The following is a 13,613-nucleotide window of genomic DNA, read 5'->3' as shown; positions in this document are numbered from 1 at the left end:
AGGAGAGAACACCGATGAAGAACATCATCCATTGGCTGATCGCCCTGTCCCTCCTGCTGACCGCCTGTGCGGCCGAGGATCAGCCGCGTCCCAACGGCGAGATGACAGCGGTCGTCAAGCGCGTGGTGGACGGGGACACGTTTGAGATTGCGAGCGGGGAAAAAGTGCGGATGATCGGCGTCGACACGCCCGAGACGGTCAAGCCCAACCACCCCGTGGAACCATACGGAAAGGAAGCGAGCAACTTCAGCAAGAAGCTGCTGACGGGGCAGACGGTCACGCTCAAGTTTGACGTCGAACCCCGCGACCGATACGGCCGGCTACTGGCGTATGTGTACATGGCGGACGGCACGTTCGTCAACGAGAAACTGGTCCGGGACGGATACGCGCGAATCATGACCATCCCGCCCAACGTGGCGTACGCCGATCTGTTTCTGGAAGCGGAGCGGGACGCGCGGGAACACAACCGAGGACTGTGGGGACTGTCCGATGCCCGGAACCCATCGAAATCAAAAGAAGGCGATAACGCCAAGGAAAACAATGAAGCGAAACAGGCGGAGAGCGCGAAGGAGACCCCGCCGCCGGGCAAGCCGATCAAGGGCAACATCAATGCCAAAGGGGAGAAAATCTATCACGTGCCCGGATCGCCCAACTATGAACGGACGAAAGCGGAGGTCTGGTTCGCCACGGAAGAAGAGGCCAAGGCAGCGGGATTCCGCCCGCCCAAGCGGTAGCTGCCGATCAGCAGGCGCAAACGAATGAAGCGGCCCCGGTTCGGGAACACTGGTGGGTGACTGGATGTGGAAAGGAGTGTCCCGATGAAGGCCCAACGACTGATTTCCCGCCTGCTTTTGCTGATCGGGGCGGCCGCGTGCATCGAACTGTTTGTCTATGCAAGCCGCGATGCGGAAACCAAGGCGCCGGTCGAAGCCGTTCACGACCATCACCATCCCCCCACGCTGGACGTGTCCCATACGCTCAAACAGGACGACCTGCATTTGAAGCTGAACGTGACCGGCTTCACCTTTTCCGTGGAGAACATGGGGAAGGACAACCGGTACGGTGAAGGGCACGTCCATCTCTACCTGGACGGGAACAAGGTGGCCAAAATCTTTGAACCGCAGTACGTGTTGAAAGACATTCCCCCGGGCCGGCACGAAGTCGTGGTGGAACTGGCGCACAACAACCACGAATCGTACGGCGTGCAGCAGAAGCTGCAGATCGACGTCAAGCCGTAGCCCGGCCGGCGTCAAACCGGGAGTGGCAGTCCGGAAAAGCGGAGCGCATCCGAGGCGGACTGCATACAAAAAGCCGACCCCCATCCCGTATCGGCGGGACAAGCATGGGCCGGCTTTCCTGTGTCGCAAAGAGGGGCAGGCTGGTTGCCGGCCCCTCTGTCGCGTCAAGAGATCGTTACCTGCACCTGGGCCTGCGCGTCGGGAAGCACGACAACCAGGGTCGGATAGGAAATTACCTGTGTCTTCATCGCGCCGGCGGACGGTTTTTGTTCACGGATGTGGATAACAAATCCGTGCGCGCCGGTGCGCTGCACCCGCTCGGCCACCAGATGGTAGCCGCCGGTCGGGCGCTGCCCGACACCGATGACGACATAGGTCTTGCCGTCGGCGCGGACGACAGTGTGACCGCCGCTTTTCCGCACTTGGTTCAAGGCGTCCCGGACGGTCGGCGGGTAGGGGGCAGAGACGGTTTCAAACGCGTCCGCCCTTTCCACGGAGACGGCAGATGGGGTAGGATGATCTATAGAAAACGGCTGTCCCGCCGGAATCGACAGGGCGGCAGCCAAAAGCAAACTGTACAATGCGTGCAACACGGCAATATCCCTCCATGATGATTGTAGGTTGCCGACCATGTGGCAAATAACGGCGAAAGCGGGGTGACAAGCGTGCGTGTGCAGCAATGCGTCGAATACCTTTCCCACTCGACCCGGCAAGCGATGCGGGACGAGCACGAAAAGCGACTGGGCATCCGCGACGAACGGGACGTGCACGTCCGCCTGGCCGATCCGGCCTTTGCCGCGGAAGTGTGGAAGCAGGCCAGCGAACCCGAGCGGCAGGCGATCCGGCTGTTCGTCACCTCTTCCGCCAGAGGGTTTTTCCGGAAGAGAGAGTGGGATCGGCTCAGCGCCAAAAACCACCGGCATCTGGCCGTCGGATTGAACAGACTGCGCAGGCTCGGCCTGGTGCTTACCGTTCGCAAGATGTGGAGCGAGATCGGTTATCTGATGCCCCGTGAAGTGCGGGAGCATCTGACCTGCTGCCTGCTGCCGGAGGCGGAATTCCCTTCTCCTGCGCCAAAAACGCTCCCTTATTATATAACAGCGGGACGGGGGTTACATCTGGATCTTTTTGCCGTCCTGCTGTTCATTCGCGACAACGACGTGCCGCTGACGCAAAAAGGCGGCCTTCACCGCCGGGTCCGGCAAAAGATGGCAGCGCTGCTGTCGCTGGACAGAAGCCATGTAGACGGATGGAAACTGCCGCCGCTTGCCGATGAGGAACCGGACGGGCTGCCGTTGGACGTGGTGCTGGACGTGGCGCTGCGCCTCGGGCTTGTCCGTCCGCAGGAGAAACGTCTTGTCCTGGCGGAGCGCCGCGTGCTCCAATGGCTGGACATGACACCGGAACAGAGCTGGGAACAACTGTACGAGCTGGCAGCCGAGCAGTACCTGCCTCACGAAAGCTGGTGGGACGCGCTGGCCTTGTGGATGAAGCGTTCCCCGCTGGAGCAGTGGCACTCGCTCGACAGCATGCTGCGGAGCTTGGCGGAGGCCGGATTTGCCCTGCCAGACGAGGCGAAGCGGCGGGTGGTCGACGAGTGGCTCCATCTGCTGCTGGGCTTCGGCTGGATTCAGCTCGGCACCGCGGCCGACGGAGCGCTATACTGGCGATGGAACAGCCTGCCCCGCCTCCCCCGGGAAGAAGGGTGGTTTGTCGATCCCGCCGGGGGCATTACCATACCGCCGCTCGTTCCGCTGCAGGCGGTGTGGGCGTTGAGCCGGTTCTGCCCGCTGGCGTTTGACGGGGACCTGCTGCGCGGCGAACTGCAGGCCAAACCGCTGCAGGCGTTTCTGGCCGCAGGCGGAACGGAGCGGCAGGCGGTGGAGACGCTGCGCCAGTCCTGTGCCCACCCGCTGCCGGAAGCGGTCGGGCAGTTGATCGCGATGTGGGGGAAAAACGCGCGGCAAATCCAACTGGAACCGCTGGTCCGGGTGCGGACCGCCCACCCCGGCCTGCTGGAGGAGCTGCGGCAGATTGAAGCATTCCAGCCGTACCTGCAGATGGTCATTTCCCCGACCGATTTCCTCGTGACGCCGGCGCAGGAGGCGAACCTCCTGGCCCTGTTTCGGGCGTACGGCTACGAGCCGCAGGCGGGTGCGCCGATTCGCGGGGAGAGGGAAGCGGATGATTCGACAGAGGATGTGCCGGCTGCCGGTCTCTTTACCGTGGACCGACCCTGGGACGGGTACGCGGTGGAAAACACCTTTCCCGACCAGTGGGAAGGCATGCCCCAGGCGGCTGCTCTGCCCAAGATGTGGACGCAGCATTTCCAGTCCTACCATCCGCAAACCCTGCGCGATCTGCTGCAGCGGGCCCGCGAGCTGGAACTGGAGGTTCAGCTTCGTCTCAGCGGAGGCCAGATGTGGGAAGGCATTCCCCGGCAGGTGGCCGTAGAGATGGGGTACTGGCATCTGACCTTAGAGGAGCGCAGCGGAAAAAGGCGCTGCCGGCTGGACGAGATCGACCGCGTGCGCATTCTCCTGCCGGATTATCTGTACTAGCCGGATTGTTTCGTGGTACAATGCAAGATAAGGGCTTTCAAGAAAGGGGGTCTCGCTGTATGGAAGCATTGGAAACGGTGGACATGGCCCAGCTCATCCTGCATTCACACGAGCTGTCCACGATGATCAACCATTCGCGCGAGGTCTCGGAGTACATCCACGCCAAGCAGCGGATGGAAGCGGACGAGGAGGCGCAGCGGCTGCTCGCGCTGTTCGAACGCAAAAAGGCCCAGTACGAAGATGTTCAGCGGTTCGGGAAATACCATCCCGACTACGATCAGATATCCAAGGAGGTCCGCGAGTTAAAGCGGTCCATCGAGATGCTGGATTCTGTCCAGGCGTTCAAGCGGGCGGAGGACAACCTGGACCGTCTGCTGTACCAGGTTGGGCGAACCATCGCCGACGCGGTCTCGGAGACGATCAAGGTCCCCAGCAACAACCCGTTCTTGGAGGCGAAAAGCAGCGGCTGCGGCAGCGGAGGAAGCTGCGGGTGCAGCGTGAAAAAACGCTCATGACCGCGGCTGCCTGAGAAGAAAGCAGTCTTCGCACAGGTTCCCGCAGCAGAACTGCTTCTCCTGCGGCACGAGGAAGCGAAAGCGAAAGACGTGCTGCAGACCGGCGGAGCGCACGTAGACGCACTCCGGTTTCAGCTTCGTGTCCGCCGTGATCCGTTCACCCGTCGCCAACAGCCGCTCGGCCAGTTGGGAGGCGGGGAGCGGACTCGCTACATAGAAAAAGCGTTGGCCGGCAAACTCGCGCCAGCACGCTTGATCGGCGAAGTCCTGCTGCAGGATCGCGGCCGTAAGCTGTTGGTAGTACGTGTCCAGGAGCATGTGCCATCCCTCGCTTCCAGGAGTCTTTTAAGAGGGACAAAACCGCGCAACGCGTCTGTTACGAATGATTATATCACGTTCGGGAAGGAGATCGACGACCAGCATGAGAGAACGACGTCTTGGGGTCGCCGTGTGGGTGAAAAACACGCGTGCCGCCAAAAATTTACGCAAATTTGGCACCATTCACTACATCTCCAAGCGGCTGAACTACGTGTCGATGTACGTCGATGCCAATCAGATCGACGAAACGATCCGCATGATGGAAAAGCTGCATTTCGTCACGAAAATCGAGCGGTCCCACCGACACGAGATTCCGATCGAGTACAACAACGCCAAGCCGGACAAGGCGAAAGAATACGATTACAAACAGGAGAAGAGCCAGCTCATGGCCCTGGCGGAAACCTTGCAAAGCGAAGATGGACTGGTGCCGACAGGCGCTTCGACAGAAAACGTCCGCTAAGCTGCCACATTTCGGCAGCTTTTTTGCTTTTGCTGGTCGGAGCGGCATGATATGCTGTAAGAAATGGAAAATGAAATGGAAATGGAAAGCGAAACTGACAATGACAGCGTTTACAGAAGGGCGGGTGCGTACATGATTCACCTGGATATCAACTGCGACATGGCGGAAGGGTTCGGCCGCGGACGGCAATCGGAGGACCTGGGCATCATGAAGTGGATTACGTCCGTTAACGTCGCCTGCGGCCTGCATGCGGGCGATCCCCACATCATCTGCAGAACGGTAGAAGCGGCGCTCCGGCACGGGGTAAAAATCGGCGCGCATCCGGGCTATCCCGACGTGCAGGGGTTCGGCCGCCGTTCCATGAACCTCTCGGCGCGGGAGGTGTACGAACTGGTGCTGTATCAGGTGGCCGCCCTGTCCGGTGTGACGAAGGCGCTGGGAGGGAGCCTGCATCACGTGAAACTGCACGGGGCGCTGTACAACGAGGCGGCCGAGCAGCCGGAGCTGGCCGAGGCGGTGGTGCAGGCGATCGGTGATATCGACGGTGACCTCATCCTCTACGCCTTGTCGGGCAGCAAACTGGTGGAGATCGGGCTGGAATACGGCCTGCAGGTGGCGGAAGAGGTGTTTGCCGACCGCGCGTATCTGCCAAACGGCAGGTTGGCTCCGCGCGAACTGGAGGGCAGCGTGCTGATCAGCAAGGAAGAGCAGATGCAGCAGACGAGGCAGCTCGTTCTGGAACAGACGGTGCAAACCGTCGACGGGAGCGTCATCGCGCTGGCTGCGGACACGCTCTGCGTACACGCCGAAAGCCCCGACCTGCTGCCGTTTCTCACCGAACTCCACCGCTGGGCCAAACAGCATGACGTGAAAATCGAACCGTTCAGTGCCAAATAACGAAGGGAACGAAAGAAAAAGCCGTGCCGTCCCGGCCGCCATCGAAAAGGCGGCGGGGATGCGGCACGGCTTTTGTCGTGTCCGTCCAGCCCCACATGGCGGATCAGCTCCTCCCTCCCGAGGATTCGCGCTCGATCCCGGCGTGGAGGGACGTCCTGTTTGACGGCTGCGGATGCTGGGGGTGAACCTGGCCGTTTTCCGTCACGAGGATCACGTCGCCCAGCCTTTCCGCCTCTTCGCGGTCGTGCGTGACCAGGAGAAACGGAATGCGCCACATCTCGTGCAGCCGGAGCAGTTCATCCTGGCACTGGCGGCGTGTGTCTGCGTCCAGGGCGGACAGCGGCTCGTCCAGGAGCAGGATGTCCGGTTCCGTGGCCAGCGCCCGCACCAGCGCGACTCGCTGTTTTTGCCCGCCGGATAGTTGGTGCGGGTATTTGTCCAGCAGCCGGTCGATCCCGACGGAGGCGAGCAGTTCGTCAAGCCGCAGGTTGGTTCCCTTTTTCATCCCGTAGCGGATGTTTTGTTCCACTGTCATATGCGGAAACAGGGCGTAGTCCTGGAAGAGATAGCCCACGTTGCGCCGCTGCGGCGGCAGGGCCTTTTTCGGATGGCCGTCGAAAAAGACGGTGTCGGACAGCCGGATCAGGCCGGCGTCGGGATGGGTCAATCCCGCCACACAGTTCAAAATGGTGGTCTTGCCCGAACCGGAAGGGCCGAACAGGACGACAATCTCGTCTTTCGCCGTAAACCGCGCGTGCAGGACGTAGTCGGGCAGCCGTTTTTGAATGTCGACATACAGCATGGTCATTCTCCCGCCTCATTTCGTGTTGGCAAACCGGCGGACGCTGCGTCGGCTCCACCAGTTCAGCCACATCGTCGTCCCCATGCCCAGCGAGACGATCACGATGACCCAAAAGAGCGCCTTGTCCATCTGGCCGGCTTCCACGGCGAAATAGATGGCGACGGGGATCGTGTCGGTCTTGCCGGGAATGTATCCCGCCAGCATCAGCGTCGCGCCGAACTCCCCCAGTCCCCGGGCGAACGAGAGCACGAATCCGGCCAACAGCCCCGGCCAGGCAAGCGGAAAGGAAATCGTCCAGAAGACGCGCCACTCCGAGGACCCCATCGTCCGGGCGGCGTCTTCGTACCGCCGGTCGATCCCGCTGAAGGCGGCGGCGGCACTCTGATACATCAACGGAAACGACACGACCACGGAAGCGATCACGGCGCCGGTCAGCGAAAAGACGACCTGGACCCCGAACCACTCCGCCAGCCACTTGCCCAACATCCCGTTCTTTCCGAATAAAAGCAGGAGGCCAAACCCGACGACGGTGGGCGGCAGCACCAGCGGCAGCAGCAGAAACGACTCCAGTACGTGCTTGCCCCAGAAGTGCTTTCGCGTCAGGAAGCGGGCGATCAGCAGACCGGCGACGAATACGATGGAGGTGGAGACGGCGGCCACTTTCAGCGACAGCAGCAGGGGTGTCAGATCGGGATGATTCATGCGTCCGCCTCCTGTTCTTTTCCCTTATTCACGAAATCCGTACGTTTGCAGAATCGCCTTGCCTTTTTCGCTGGTCAGGTATTCGAGAAATACCTTGGCGGTGTCCGCCTGACGGGAGGCGGCGACGACGGCGCCCGGATAGACGATCGGTTTGTGCCATTCCGGTTTGGCTGTGGCGATCACCTTCACCTTGGGCGAAATGGCGGCATCGCTCGCGTAGACGATGCCGGCGTCGGCGTTGCCCGACTCGACGTAGGTCAGGACCTGGCGCACGTCGCTGGCAAAGACCAGCTTGCCCGACAGGCTGTCCCACAGCTTCAGGTGTTCGAGCGTTTCTTTGGCGTAGCGGCCGGCCGGGACGCTCTCCGGTTCGCCGACGGCGAGATGCTTGACGGCGTCTCCGCCCAGTTCTTCAAAGGACGCAAGCGCCAGTGGGCTGGAACCGGCCGTGATCAGAACGAGCTCGTTTTTGGCAAAGTCAAGGCGCGTGTCCTTGGCAATCAACTGTTTTGCTTCCAGTCTGTCCATATCCTGTTTGCTGGCGGACAAAAAGACGTCGGCGGGAGCGCCCTGCTCGATTTGCGAGGCCAGCTTGCCGGAACTGCCGAAGTTGTAGGTGACCGTCACTCCGGGGTGTTCGCGCTCAAACGCGGGCTTCAGGTCATTCAGCGCGTCGGTCAGGCTGGCGGCGGCCGAGACCATCAGCGTCGTTTCCGCCGGCTTGGCCGGCTGCTGCTGCGGGGCGGTTTGCTGGTCGGATGGCGCCTGTGCACCACAACCGGCGGCACACAGCATGCTGAGCGCCGCGAAGATGGCAGTCAATTGTTTTCGCATGATAAGTCCTCCTGAGTTCTGTTTTGTTATATGTAGTAATAATTAGTTATAATTAGATTATCTGAATTCGTTCGTTTCATCAATTGCAAAAGTGCGAATGGTGAACGAAAATGGAGAAAGACAAGTCAGCAATTGATCCGGGAGGCGGCGATGAACGACGACATTTCTTACACGACCGAAGAAATTGCCAAGATGCTGCGGATTTCCAAATTGACCGTGTACGATTTGATCAAAAAAGGCGAACTGCCCGCGTACCGCGTCGGCCGGCAGATGCGGGTGGACGCGTCCGATCTGGAAGCGTACAAGGCGAGAGCGAAGGGTGAGTACGGCTTGGCTGCGGCGGCCCCGATCCCTTCGGCGGCTGTGACGCCCATGCGGCGCAGCGCCGCGCCACAGGGAGCGCCGCAGTCTCGTCCGGTCATCATCAGCGGCCAGGACGTCAGTCTCGACATGCTGGCCAATCATCTCGAACGGCGGGGCAAAACGATGCGGCCGCTTCGCTCCTATGCGGGCAGCATCAACAGCCTGCTGGCGATGTACGCGGGCGAGGCGGATGTCGTCAGCACGCACCTGTTCGACGGCGACACCGGGGAATACAACACGCCGTATGTGCGGCGGATCTTGTCCGGATACCGCTTCGTGATCGTCAATCTGGTTTCCCGCTGGGCCGGTTTTTACGTCCAGGAGGGCAACCCGAAGCGGATCGCCGGTTGGGCCGATTTCGTCAAACCCGGGGTGCGCATGGTGAACCGGGAAAAAGGCTCCGGAGCCCGCACTCTGATCGAGGAACAGTTTCGGCTGCACGGCATCGCCGGACGGGACGTGGCGGGATACGACTGGGAAGAGGCCAATCACCTCGCCGTGGCCGGAGCGGTAGCCAGGGGCGAGGCGGACGTCGGCGTGGGGATTGAAAAGGCCGCCCGAATCGTGGGGGTGGAGTTTCTGCCTGCGATCCGGGAGCGGTACGATCTGGTCATCCTCAAAACGGCGGAAAACGAGGAGCTGATCCGGCTTGTGTGCGACATCCTGCGGTCGGCATCGTTTCGCAACGAACTGGCCGCGATCGGGGGATACGATTTGACCTACACCGGCGAGATCATGTACGAGACGTGGTAATGACAAAAAACAGCCGCAGCCTGTATCGGGTTCGGCTGTTTTTCCGTTGGCTGCCGTCGCGTGCGGGCCGCCGCCATGGGGGCGTGGGGTGGCAAGAATTTCTATTCAGCCTTGTCGGGATTTGCTACAATAAATTGGATAAGCTTTGCGGCGAAAAAGCATCGTGCTTGTCGCTTATGAGTCGGGGGCTGACATGAAACCATTGCACAAAACGAGCTTGTTGATCTGTTTGACGATTTTTGTCGTCTTCGCATCGGCGGGTGTGATTGCCAAGTGGCCCGCGCTGGCGCCGTTTCTCATGAAAAACGCGCCGGTGACGGCGGGAACGGGAGCCGATCCGTTCGCCTACAATCCGCCGCTTCCCTCCTATGTGAAAGACCTGCATCCGACCTATACGATTCGCGCCGAACTGCATACCGCACAGGCGACCATCACGGGAAGTGTCACGGTGGAGTTCGATAATCCGCGCACACCCGATCTTCGCCTGTTTATCTACGACTACCCGTGGAATCCGATGGCGATCAAGGGGATTCGCTTTGGGGACAAGCCGCTGCCGTTCGAACGGCGCCAGTCGGTCATCCATCTGACCAATCCGTTCGGCTCGGCGAAGCGGGGGAGCTTGACGGTCACCTTCGAGAATCCCGTTCCCCGCCGCGGCACCCGTTTTGGGGTGAAGGACGACATCTGGACATTGACCACCTGGTATCCGATGCTGGGTGCGATGGACCAGCGGGGCAACTGGTACAACCCGCCGCAGCGGATCGATTTCGGCGATCCGTTTGTTTACCATTACGCCGATTACGACGTGTCGTTTGTATCGCCAAAGGGCTTCCAATGGGTGAGTTCCTGGGGGCGTGGAGAGGCCAAGCCGCTGGCCGGCAGCCGGCAGGAAGTGCGGTTCCGCGGCAGCCGACTGCTCAATTTTGCCCTGGTGGGCAGCCCGCATTATCATGTGGAGACGATCACCTTTGCGCCCAACTTGACGGTGGACATCGCGTCCGTGGACAAGGACAACATCGAGCGGATCAAAGCGATCGCCCGGTCCGTGTTTCCGGTCTATACGGAATGGTACGGCCCGCTGCCGTATCCCCGGGTGGCGATTGCGGAGACCGGCCCCGGCACGACGTATGCGATGGAGTACGCCAACATGGCGGTGTTTAAGCGGGACATGTACCGCAACAACCTGATCGAGCACTGGCTGCCGCACGAGGTGGCCCACATGTGGTGGTACAACAGCGTTGCCACGCTGGAAGCGGTGCACGGCTGGCTGGACGAGGGGCTGGTGGAGATGAGCGTCTATCACTACCTGCAGAATCGCTACGGTTCCCAGGCGTCCGCCGCCCTGCTTGCCTCGTACAGCCGCGACGCGGACAAGCTGAAGCAGCGCTATCCGTCCGGCAGGCTGGGCAAGCGGCTCAACCAGTTTGCCGGCGAAGAGGAGTTTCACTGGACCTGGTACTCCAAAGGGGCGCTGTTGTACGACCACCTGCGCCGGCAGATCGGCGACGACACCTACAAGCGCTTCTTGCAGCGCTTGCAGCGCACCTACCACGGCAGCGTCATCGGTCCGGAGCACCTCGACCAGGCGCTGGGCCAGGTGCTGCAAGGAGAAGCCCGCTACTTCGTCCCCAATGTCCAGGCCGAAAACAAGGCGCCGCTGCGGCCGGTGGAGCTGGAACCGTACGTGACGACGCTCGTGAACGGGACGAGCTATTACCCGTCCGTTCCGGCCCGGGTGAAAAACGGGACGGTCTACCTCCCGCTGCGCGAATTGGCGGAACGGATGGGGTACCGCGTCACTTGGTCGCCGGAAAAGCAGGCGACGGTGGTGCAGGGCAGGGGGCGGCAGGTCGTGCTCAAAAAGGGCCAACGCGTTGTCGAGCGGGACGGCCAGCGCGTCGATCTGGGGCAGCCGCTGCTGGAAATCGAGGGGAGGACGATGGCGCCGCTCTCCTTGTTCAGCCAGGTGCTCGGCGTGCAGGCTGCCTATGACAAAGAGGCGAAGACCGTGACCCTGAAGTAAACATTATGAGACAGACATCCACGACTACGAAAGGCAGGAGACAGCCGATGACATACGGCAATGTGATTCTCGTCGGATTCATGGGAACGGGGAAAACCACGGTGGGTTCCGCACTGGCCCAGGCGCTGGGCATTCCGCACCGCGATTTGGACGAGGCGATCGCAGAGCGGGAGGGATGTTCGATCCCCGAGCTGTTCGCGACAAAGGGAGAGCGGTACTTCCGGGATGCGGAAAGTGCTGCGCTGCGGGAGTTGCTGCGGGAAAAACCGCAGGTGCTGACCACCGGAGGCGGAGCGGTGCTTCGTCCGGAAAACGTACGGCTCATGCTCCAAAAGGGAACGGTGATCGCCTTGTCCGCGACGGAGCAGGAACTGATCCGCCGCCTGGAGGGCGACACCGGCCGTCCGCTCCTCGCCGGCGGCGTGGCGGACCGGGTGCGGAGGCTGTTGGAAGAGCGGAAAGGGGCGTATGATTTCGCCCCCATCCAGATCGACACGACCGGCAAGGACGTGTCCGAAATCGTGGCGGAAATCCGCGGCAGGATGGTTGAAAGCGGCCTGATCGGGAGAGACTAGGGGAAGAAAGCGCTCCGCCTTCACGGCAAAACGGCGCGGAACCGTGCGTACGAAGGAGGCACGTGTGATGTCGTTTCAGGAGTATTTGAAGTACCTGACCCGTTTGTTTGTGCAGTACGTGGAGACCCCGAAGGAAGAGCGCCGCCGGCGGAAACACCCTCGCGAGGCCTGGTCGACGCGCTGGTTCGGGGCCATTCCGATGTCGATCAAGCTGTTTTGGCGCAAATAATCCCATCCGGACGGAGGTAGCATATGGCGAGAGTGGCAGTGGAACGTTCCCTTACCCAGATCCGCAAAATGCTGCGCGACAACGGGTATGACGTGGTGGACCTGGGCAACTGGCAAAACATGGTGGACGCCATTGTGATCACCGGCCAGGATGTCAACGTGCTGAACGACCAGAGCAAGACCATTTCCGGAGCCCCGGTCATCAACGCCGCAGGCATGACCCCCCAGGAAGTGTTTCATGCGGTGCACATCCGTCTGTCGCCCACGGAACATCGCTGACGGGCGCAATTATCGCACCGGCGCAAAAACGAAAGAGGCGGGCTGACGAAATACAGCACACAGCCACCAGACAAAAGCTCTCTGTCGGTTCAATCCGGCAGAGAGCTTGTTTTGTGTGAGGTGGTATCCTCGGCATGAAACTGCCCCACTTTCATCGCGTAGGCGTACGGCACGAAGCGCAGTCCCTCGTCCCACACGCCGACGTATGCCGCGTGGCTGTTCCACAGATGAAGCGACTGGACCGCGAACGGAGCCAGCACATCGGATTGGAAGAGCGGCACGGTAAGCGTTACCGGCCCGGACGACGTTTTTTGCCAGAGGTCTGTCCAGGTCACCTGACGCCTGTGGGACGTGTCGTTCAGCCAGCCGATCCGGTCAAACGGGTCCTGCCCCGCCCCGGACAGCATGCGGGCATCCGTCAGGCGCTCTTCCGGGCGGGCCAGTTCGCTGTCCGGCAGCGTGGTAATCACCGGCGGGCCGGATGCGACGGAAGCGGGGTATGCTTCGCCCGTCTTGGCGTCCACCAGCTCCCGATGCTCTTGACGCGCGACCAGCCAGTGGGAGGCGAATCCGTCATAGACCGGTTCCGCAGCCACTGCGCGCGGGGCAAACGCGTCGTCAAACAAAATGTATTCGCCGACCCCGTATTCGAGCAGCACAAACGTCGGCTGTTTTCCGGGGGCGGGCGATTCGCCAACCACCAGGTAGCCCACCTGTCTGCCGTCCCGCGTGACGCTGACCAGCCACTGATGCTGGTTGGCGCCGAGCGATTGGGCATCGATCCGGGCGTTCGTCCAGTCGCGGAACTGCGGGTCCCGCTCGACGATAGTCTTCATCCACTGTTGAACTTGTGTGTGAAAACGCTTGTCCCAATCCGGTTCTTCGGCGCGCGTGACGGCAGGCCACGCGACAGCGAGAGCACAGAGCAGTGCACATACGGATCGGGTCATTCGTCTGGCCACAAGCATGCACCACCTTCTGCAAAAGGCTTCTTGGTACCTATTGTAACCAGGTTGACGAAAAAGATTTGTTGCTTGCTGTCTCTTTGCGATCGTTTTTTCTCGC

17 protein-coding genes are annotated in these 13,613 nt (G+C 61.2%); 11 read left to right on the top strand and 6 right to left on the bottom strand.

Going from position 1 to position 13,613, the window contains the following annotated elements; all coding sequences use genetic code 11:
- Positions 1-14: 14 nt before the first annotated feature.
- Together A6764_RS13970 and A6764_RS13965 are read left to right on the top strand one after the other, a co-directional pair.
- Positions 15-734 carry a thermonuclease family protein gene (locus tag A6764_RS13970; protein ID WP_065066198.1) on the top strand — a complete coding sequence of 240 codons (720 nt, stop codon included), beginning with the start codon at positions 15-17 and terminating at the stop codon, positions 732-734.
- Positions 735-818: 84 nt separating this feature from the next.
- Entirely contained in the window at positions 819-1,238 is a 420-nt protein-coding gene (locus tag A6764_RS13965) for a hypothetical protein (RefSeq protein ID WP_029099419.1), read from the top strand.
- A 164-nt stretch (positions 1,239-1,402) separates the two neighbouring features.
- Here A6764_RS13965 and A6764_RS13960 read toward each other — a convergent pair whose 3' ends face one another.
- Positions 1,403-1,831 (bottom strand): protease complex subunit PrcB family protein, encoded by a 429-nt coding sequence (locus A6764_RS13960; protein WP_065066199.1) that lies wholly within the window; start codon positions 1,829-1,831, stop codon positions 1,403-1,405.
- A gap of 72 nt (positions 1,832-1,903) precedes the next feature.
- Between A6764_RS13960 and A6764_RS13955 the strand changes: the two genes are divergently transcribed.
- Together A6764_RS13955 and A6764_RS13950 are read left to right on the top strand one after the other, a co-directional pair.
- A complete protein-coding gene (locus tag A6764_RS13955) occupies positions 1,904-3,799 on the top strand; it encodes a hypothetical protein (RefSeq protein ID WP_264622260.1) in 1,896 nt (631 codons plus the stop codon).
- Positions 3,800-3,858: 59 nt separating this feature from the next.
- Entirely contained in the window at positions 3,859-4,314 is a 456-nt protein-coding gene (locus tag A6764_RS13950) for a YlbF/YmcA family competence regulator (protein WP_029099422.1), read from the top strand.
- On the opposite strand, the gene A6764_RS13945 is transcribed toward A6764_RS13950, so the two are convergent.
- Entirely contained in the window at positions 4,309-4,632 is a 324-nt protein-coding gene (locus tag A6764_RS13945) for a hypothetical protein (RefSeq protein WP_029099423.1), read from the bottom strand. The genes A6764_RS13950 and A6764_RS13945 overlap by 6 nt on opposite strands.
- Before the next feature lie 103 nt (positions 4,633-4,735).
- On the opposite strand from A6764_RS13945, the gene A6764_RS13940 reads away from it, so the two are divergent.
- Both A6764_RS13940 and A6764_RS13935 read left to right on the top strand, forming a co-directional pair.
- A complete protein-coding gene (locus A6764_RS13940) occupies positions 4,736-5,092 on the top strand; it encodes a YlbG family protein (RefSeq protein WP_029099424.1) in 357 nt (118 codons plus the stop codon).
- A 132-nt stretch (positions 5,093-5,224) separates the two neighbouring features.
- Positions 5,225-5,989: a LamB/YcsF family protein gene (locus tag A6764_RS13935; protein WP_029099425.1), complete on the top strand. Its 765-nt coding sequence runs from the start codon at positions 5,225-5,227 to the stop codon at positions 5,987-5,989.
- A 103-nt stretch (positions 5,990-6,092) separates the two neighbouring features.
- On the opposite strand, the gene A6764_RS13930 is transcribed toward A6764_RS13935, so the two are convergent.
- The 3 genes from A6764_RS13930 to modA are packed head-to-tail and all read right to left on the bottom strand — an operon-like array spanning position 6,093 to position 8,327.
- Positions 6,093-6,791 carry an ATP-binding cassette domain-containing protein gene (locus A6764_RS13930; RefSeq protein ID WP_065066205.1) on the bottom strand — a complete coding sequence of 233 codons (699 nt, stop codon included), beginning with the start codon at positions 6,789-6,791 and terminating at the stop codon, positions 6,093-6,095.
- A gap of 15 nt (positions 6,792-6,806) precedes the next feature.
- The gene (modB, locus tag A6764_RS13925; protein ID WP_065066200.1) at positions 6,807-7,493 is read right to left on the bottom strand and encodes a molybdate ABC transporter permease subunit; all 687 of its coding nucleotides are present in this window, start codon (positions 7,491-7,493) and stop codon (positions 6,807-6,809) included.
- A 24-nt stretch (positions 7,494-7,517) separates the two neighbouring features.
- Complete coding sequence (gene modA / locus A6764_RS13920; protein ID WP_065066201.1) at positions 7,518-8,327, bottom strand: molybdate ABC transporter substrate-binding protein; 810 nt, start codon at positions 8,325-8,327, stop codon at positions 7,518-7,520.
- Positions 8,328-8,477: 150 nt separating this feature from the next.
- Here modA and A6764_RS13915 point away from each other — a divergent pair, with 150 nt between their 5' ends.
- The 5 genes from A6764_RS13915 (at position 8,478) to A6764_RS13895 (ending at position 12,548) form a co-directional block, all read left to right on the top strand.
- Positions 8,478-9,443 (top strand): substrate-binding domain-containing protein, encoded by a 966-nt coding sequence (locus A6764_RS13915; RefSeq protein WP_065066202.1) that lies wholly within the window; start codon positions 8,478-8,480, stop codon positions 9,441-9,443.
- A gap of 193 nt (positions 9,444-9,636) precedes the next feature.
- A complete protein-coding gene (locus A6764_RS13910; RefSeq protein ID WP_065066203.1) occupies positions 9,637-11,466 on the top strand; it encodes a stalk domain-containing protein in 1,830 nt (609 codons plus the stop codon).
- Between the two features lie 47 nt (positions 11,467-11,513).
- On the top strand, positions 11,514-12,041 hold the full coding sequence (locus A6764_RS13905; RefSeq protein WP_065066204.1) for a shikimate kinase: 528 nt from the start codon (positions 11,514-11,516) through the stop codon (positions 12,039-12,041).
- Between the two features lie 67 nt (positions 12,042-12,108).
- Complete coding sequence (locus A6764_RS13900) at positions 12,109-12,270, top strand: YqzE family protein (RefSeq protein WP_081904226.1); 162 nt, start codon at positions 12,109-12,111, stop codon at positions 12,268-12,270.
- Positions 12,271-12,293: 23 nt separating this feature from the next.
- Complete coding sequence (locus tag A6764_RS13895) at positions 12,294-12,548, top strand: YkuS family protein (protein WP_029099432.1); 255 nt, start codon at positions 12,294-12,296, stop codon at positions 12,546-12,548.
- Between the two features lie 89 nt (positions 12,549-12,637).
- Here A6764_RS13895 and A6764_RS13890 read toward each other — a convergent pair whose 3' ends face one another.
- Entirely contained in the window at positions 12,638-13,510 is an 873-nt protein-coding gene (locus A6764_RS13890; RefSeq protein ID WP_264622259.1) for a hypothetical protein, read from the bottom strand.
- Positions 13,511-13,613 lie beyond the last annotated feature (103 nt).

Source organism: Brevibacillus sp. WF146, from assembly GCF_001673705.2.
Taxonomy (GTDB): Bacteria; Bacillota; Bacilli; order Brevibacillales; family Brevibacillaceae; genus Brevibacillus; species Brevibacillus thermoruber.
This window is presented reverse-complemented; position numbering and strand designations above follow the sequence as displayed.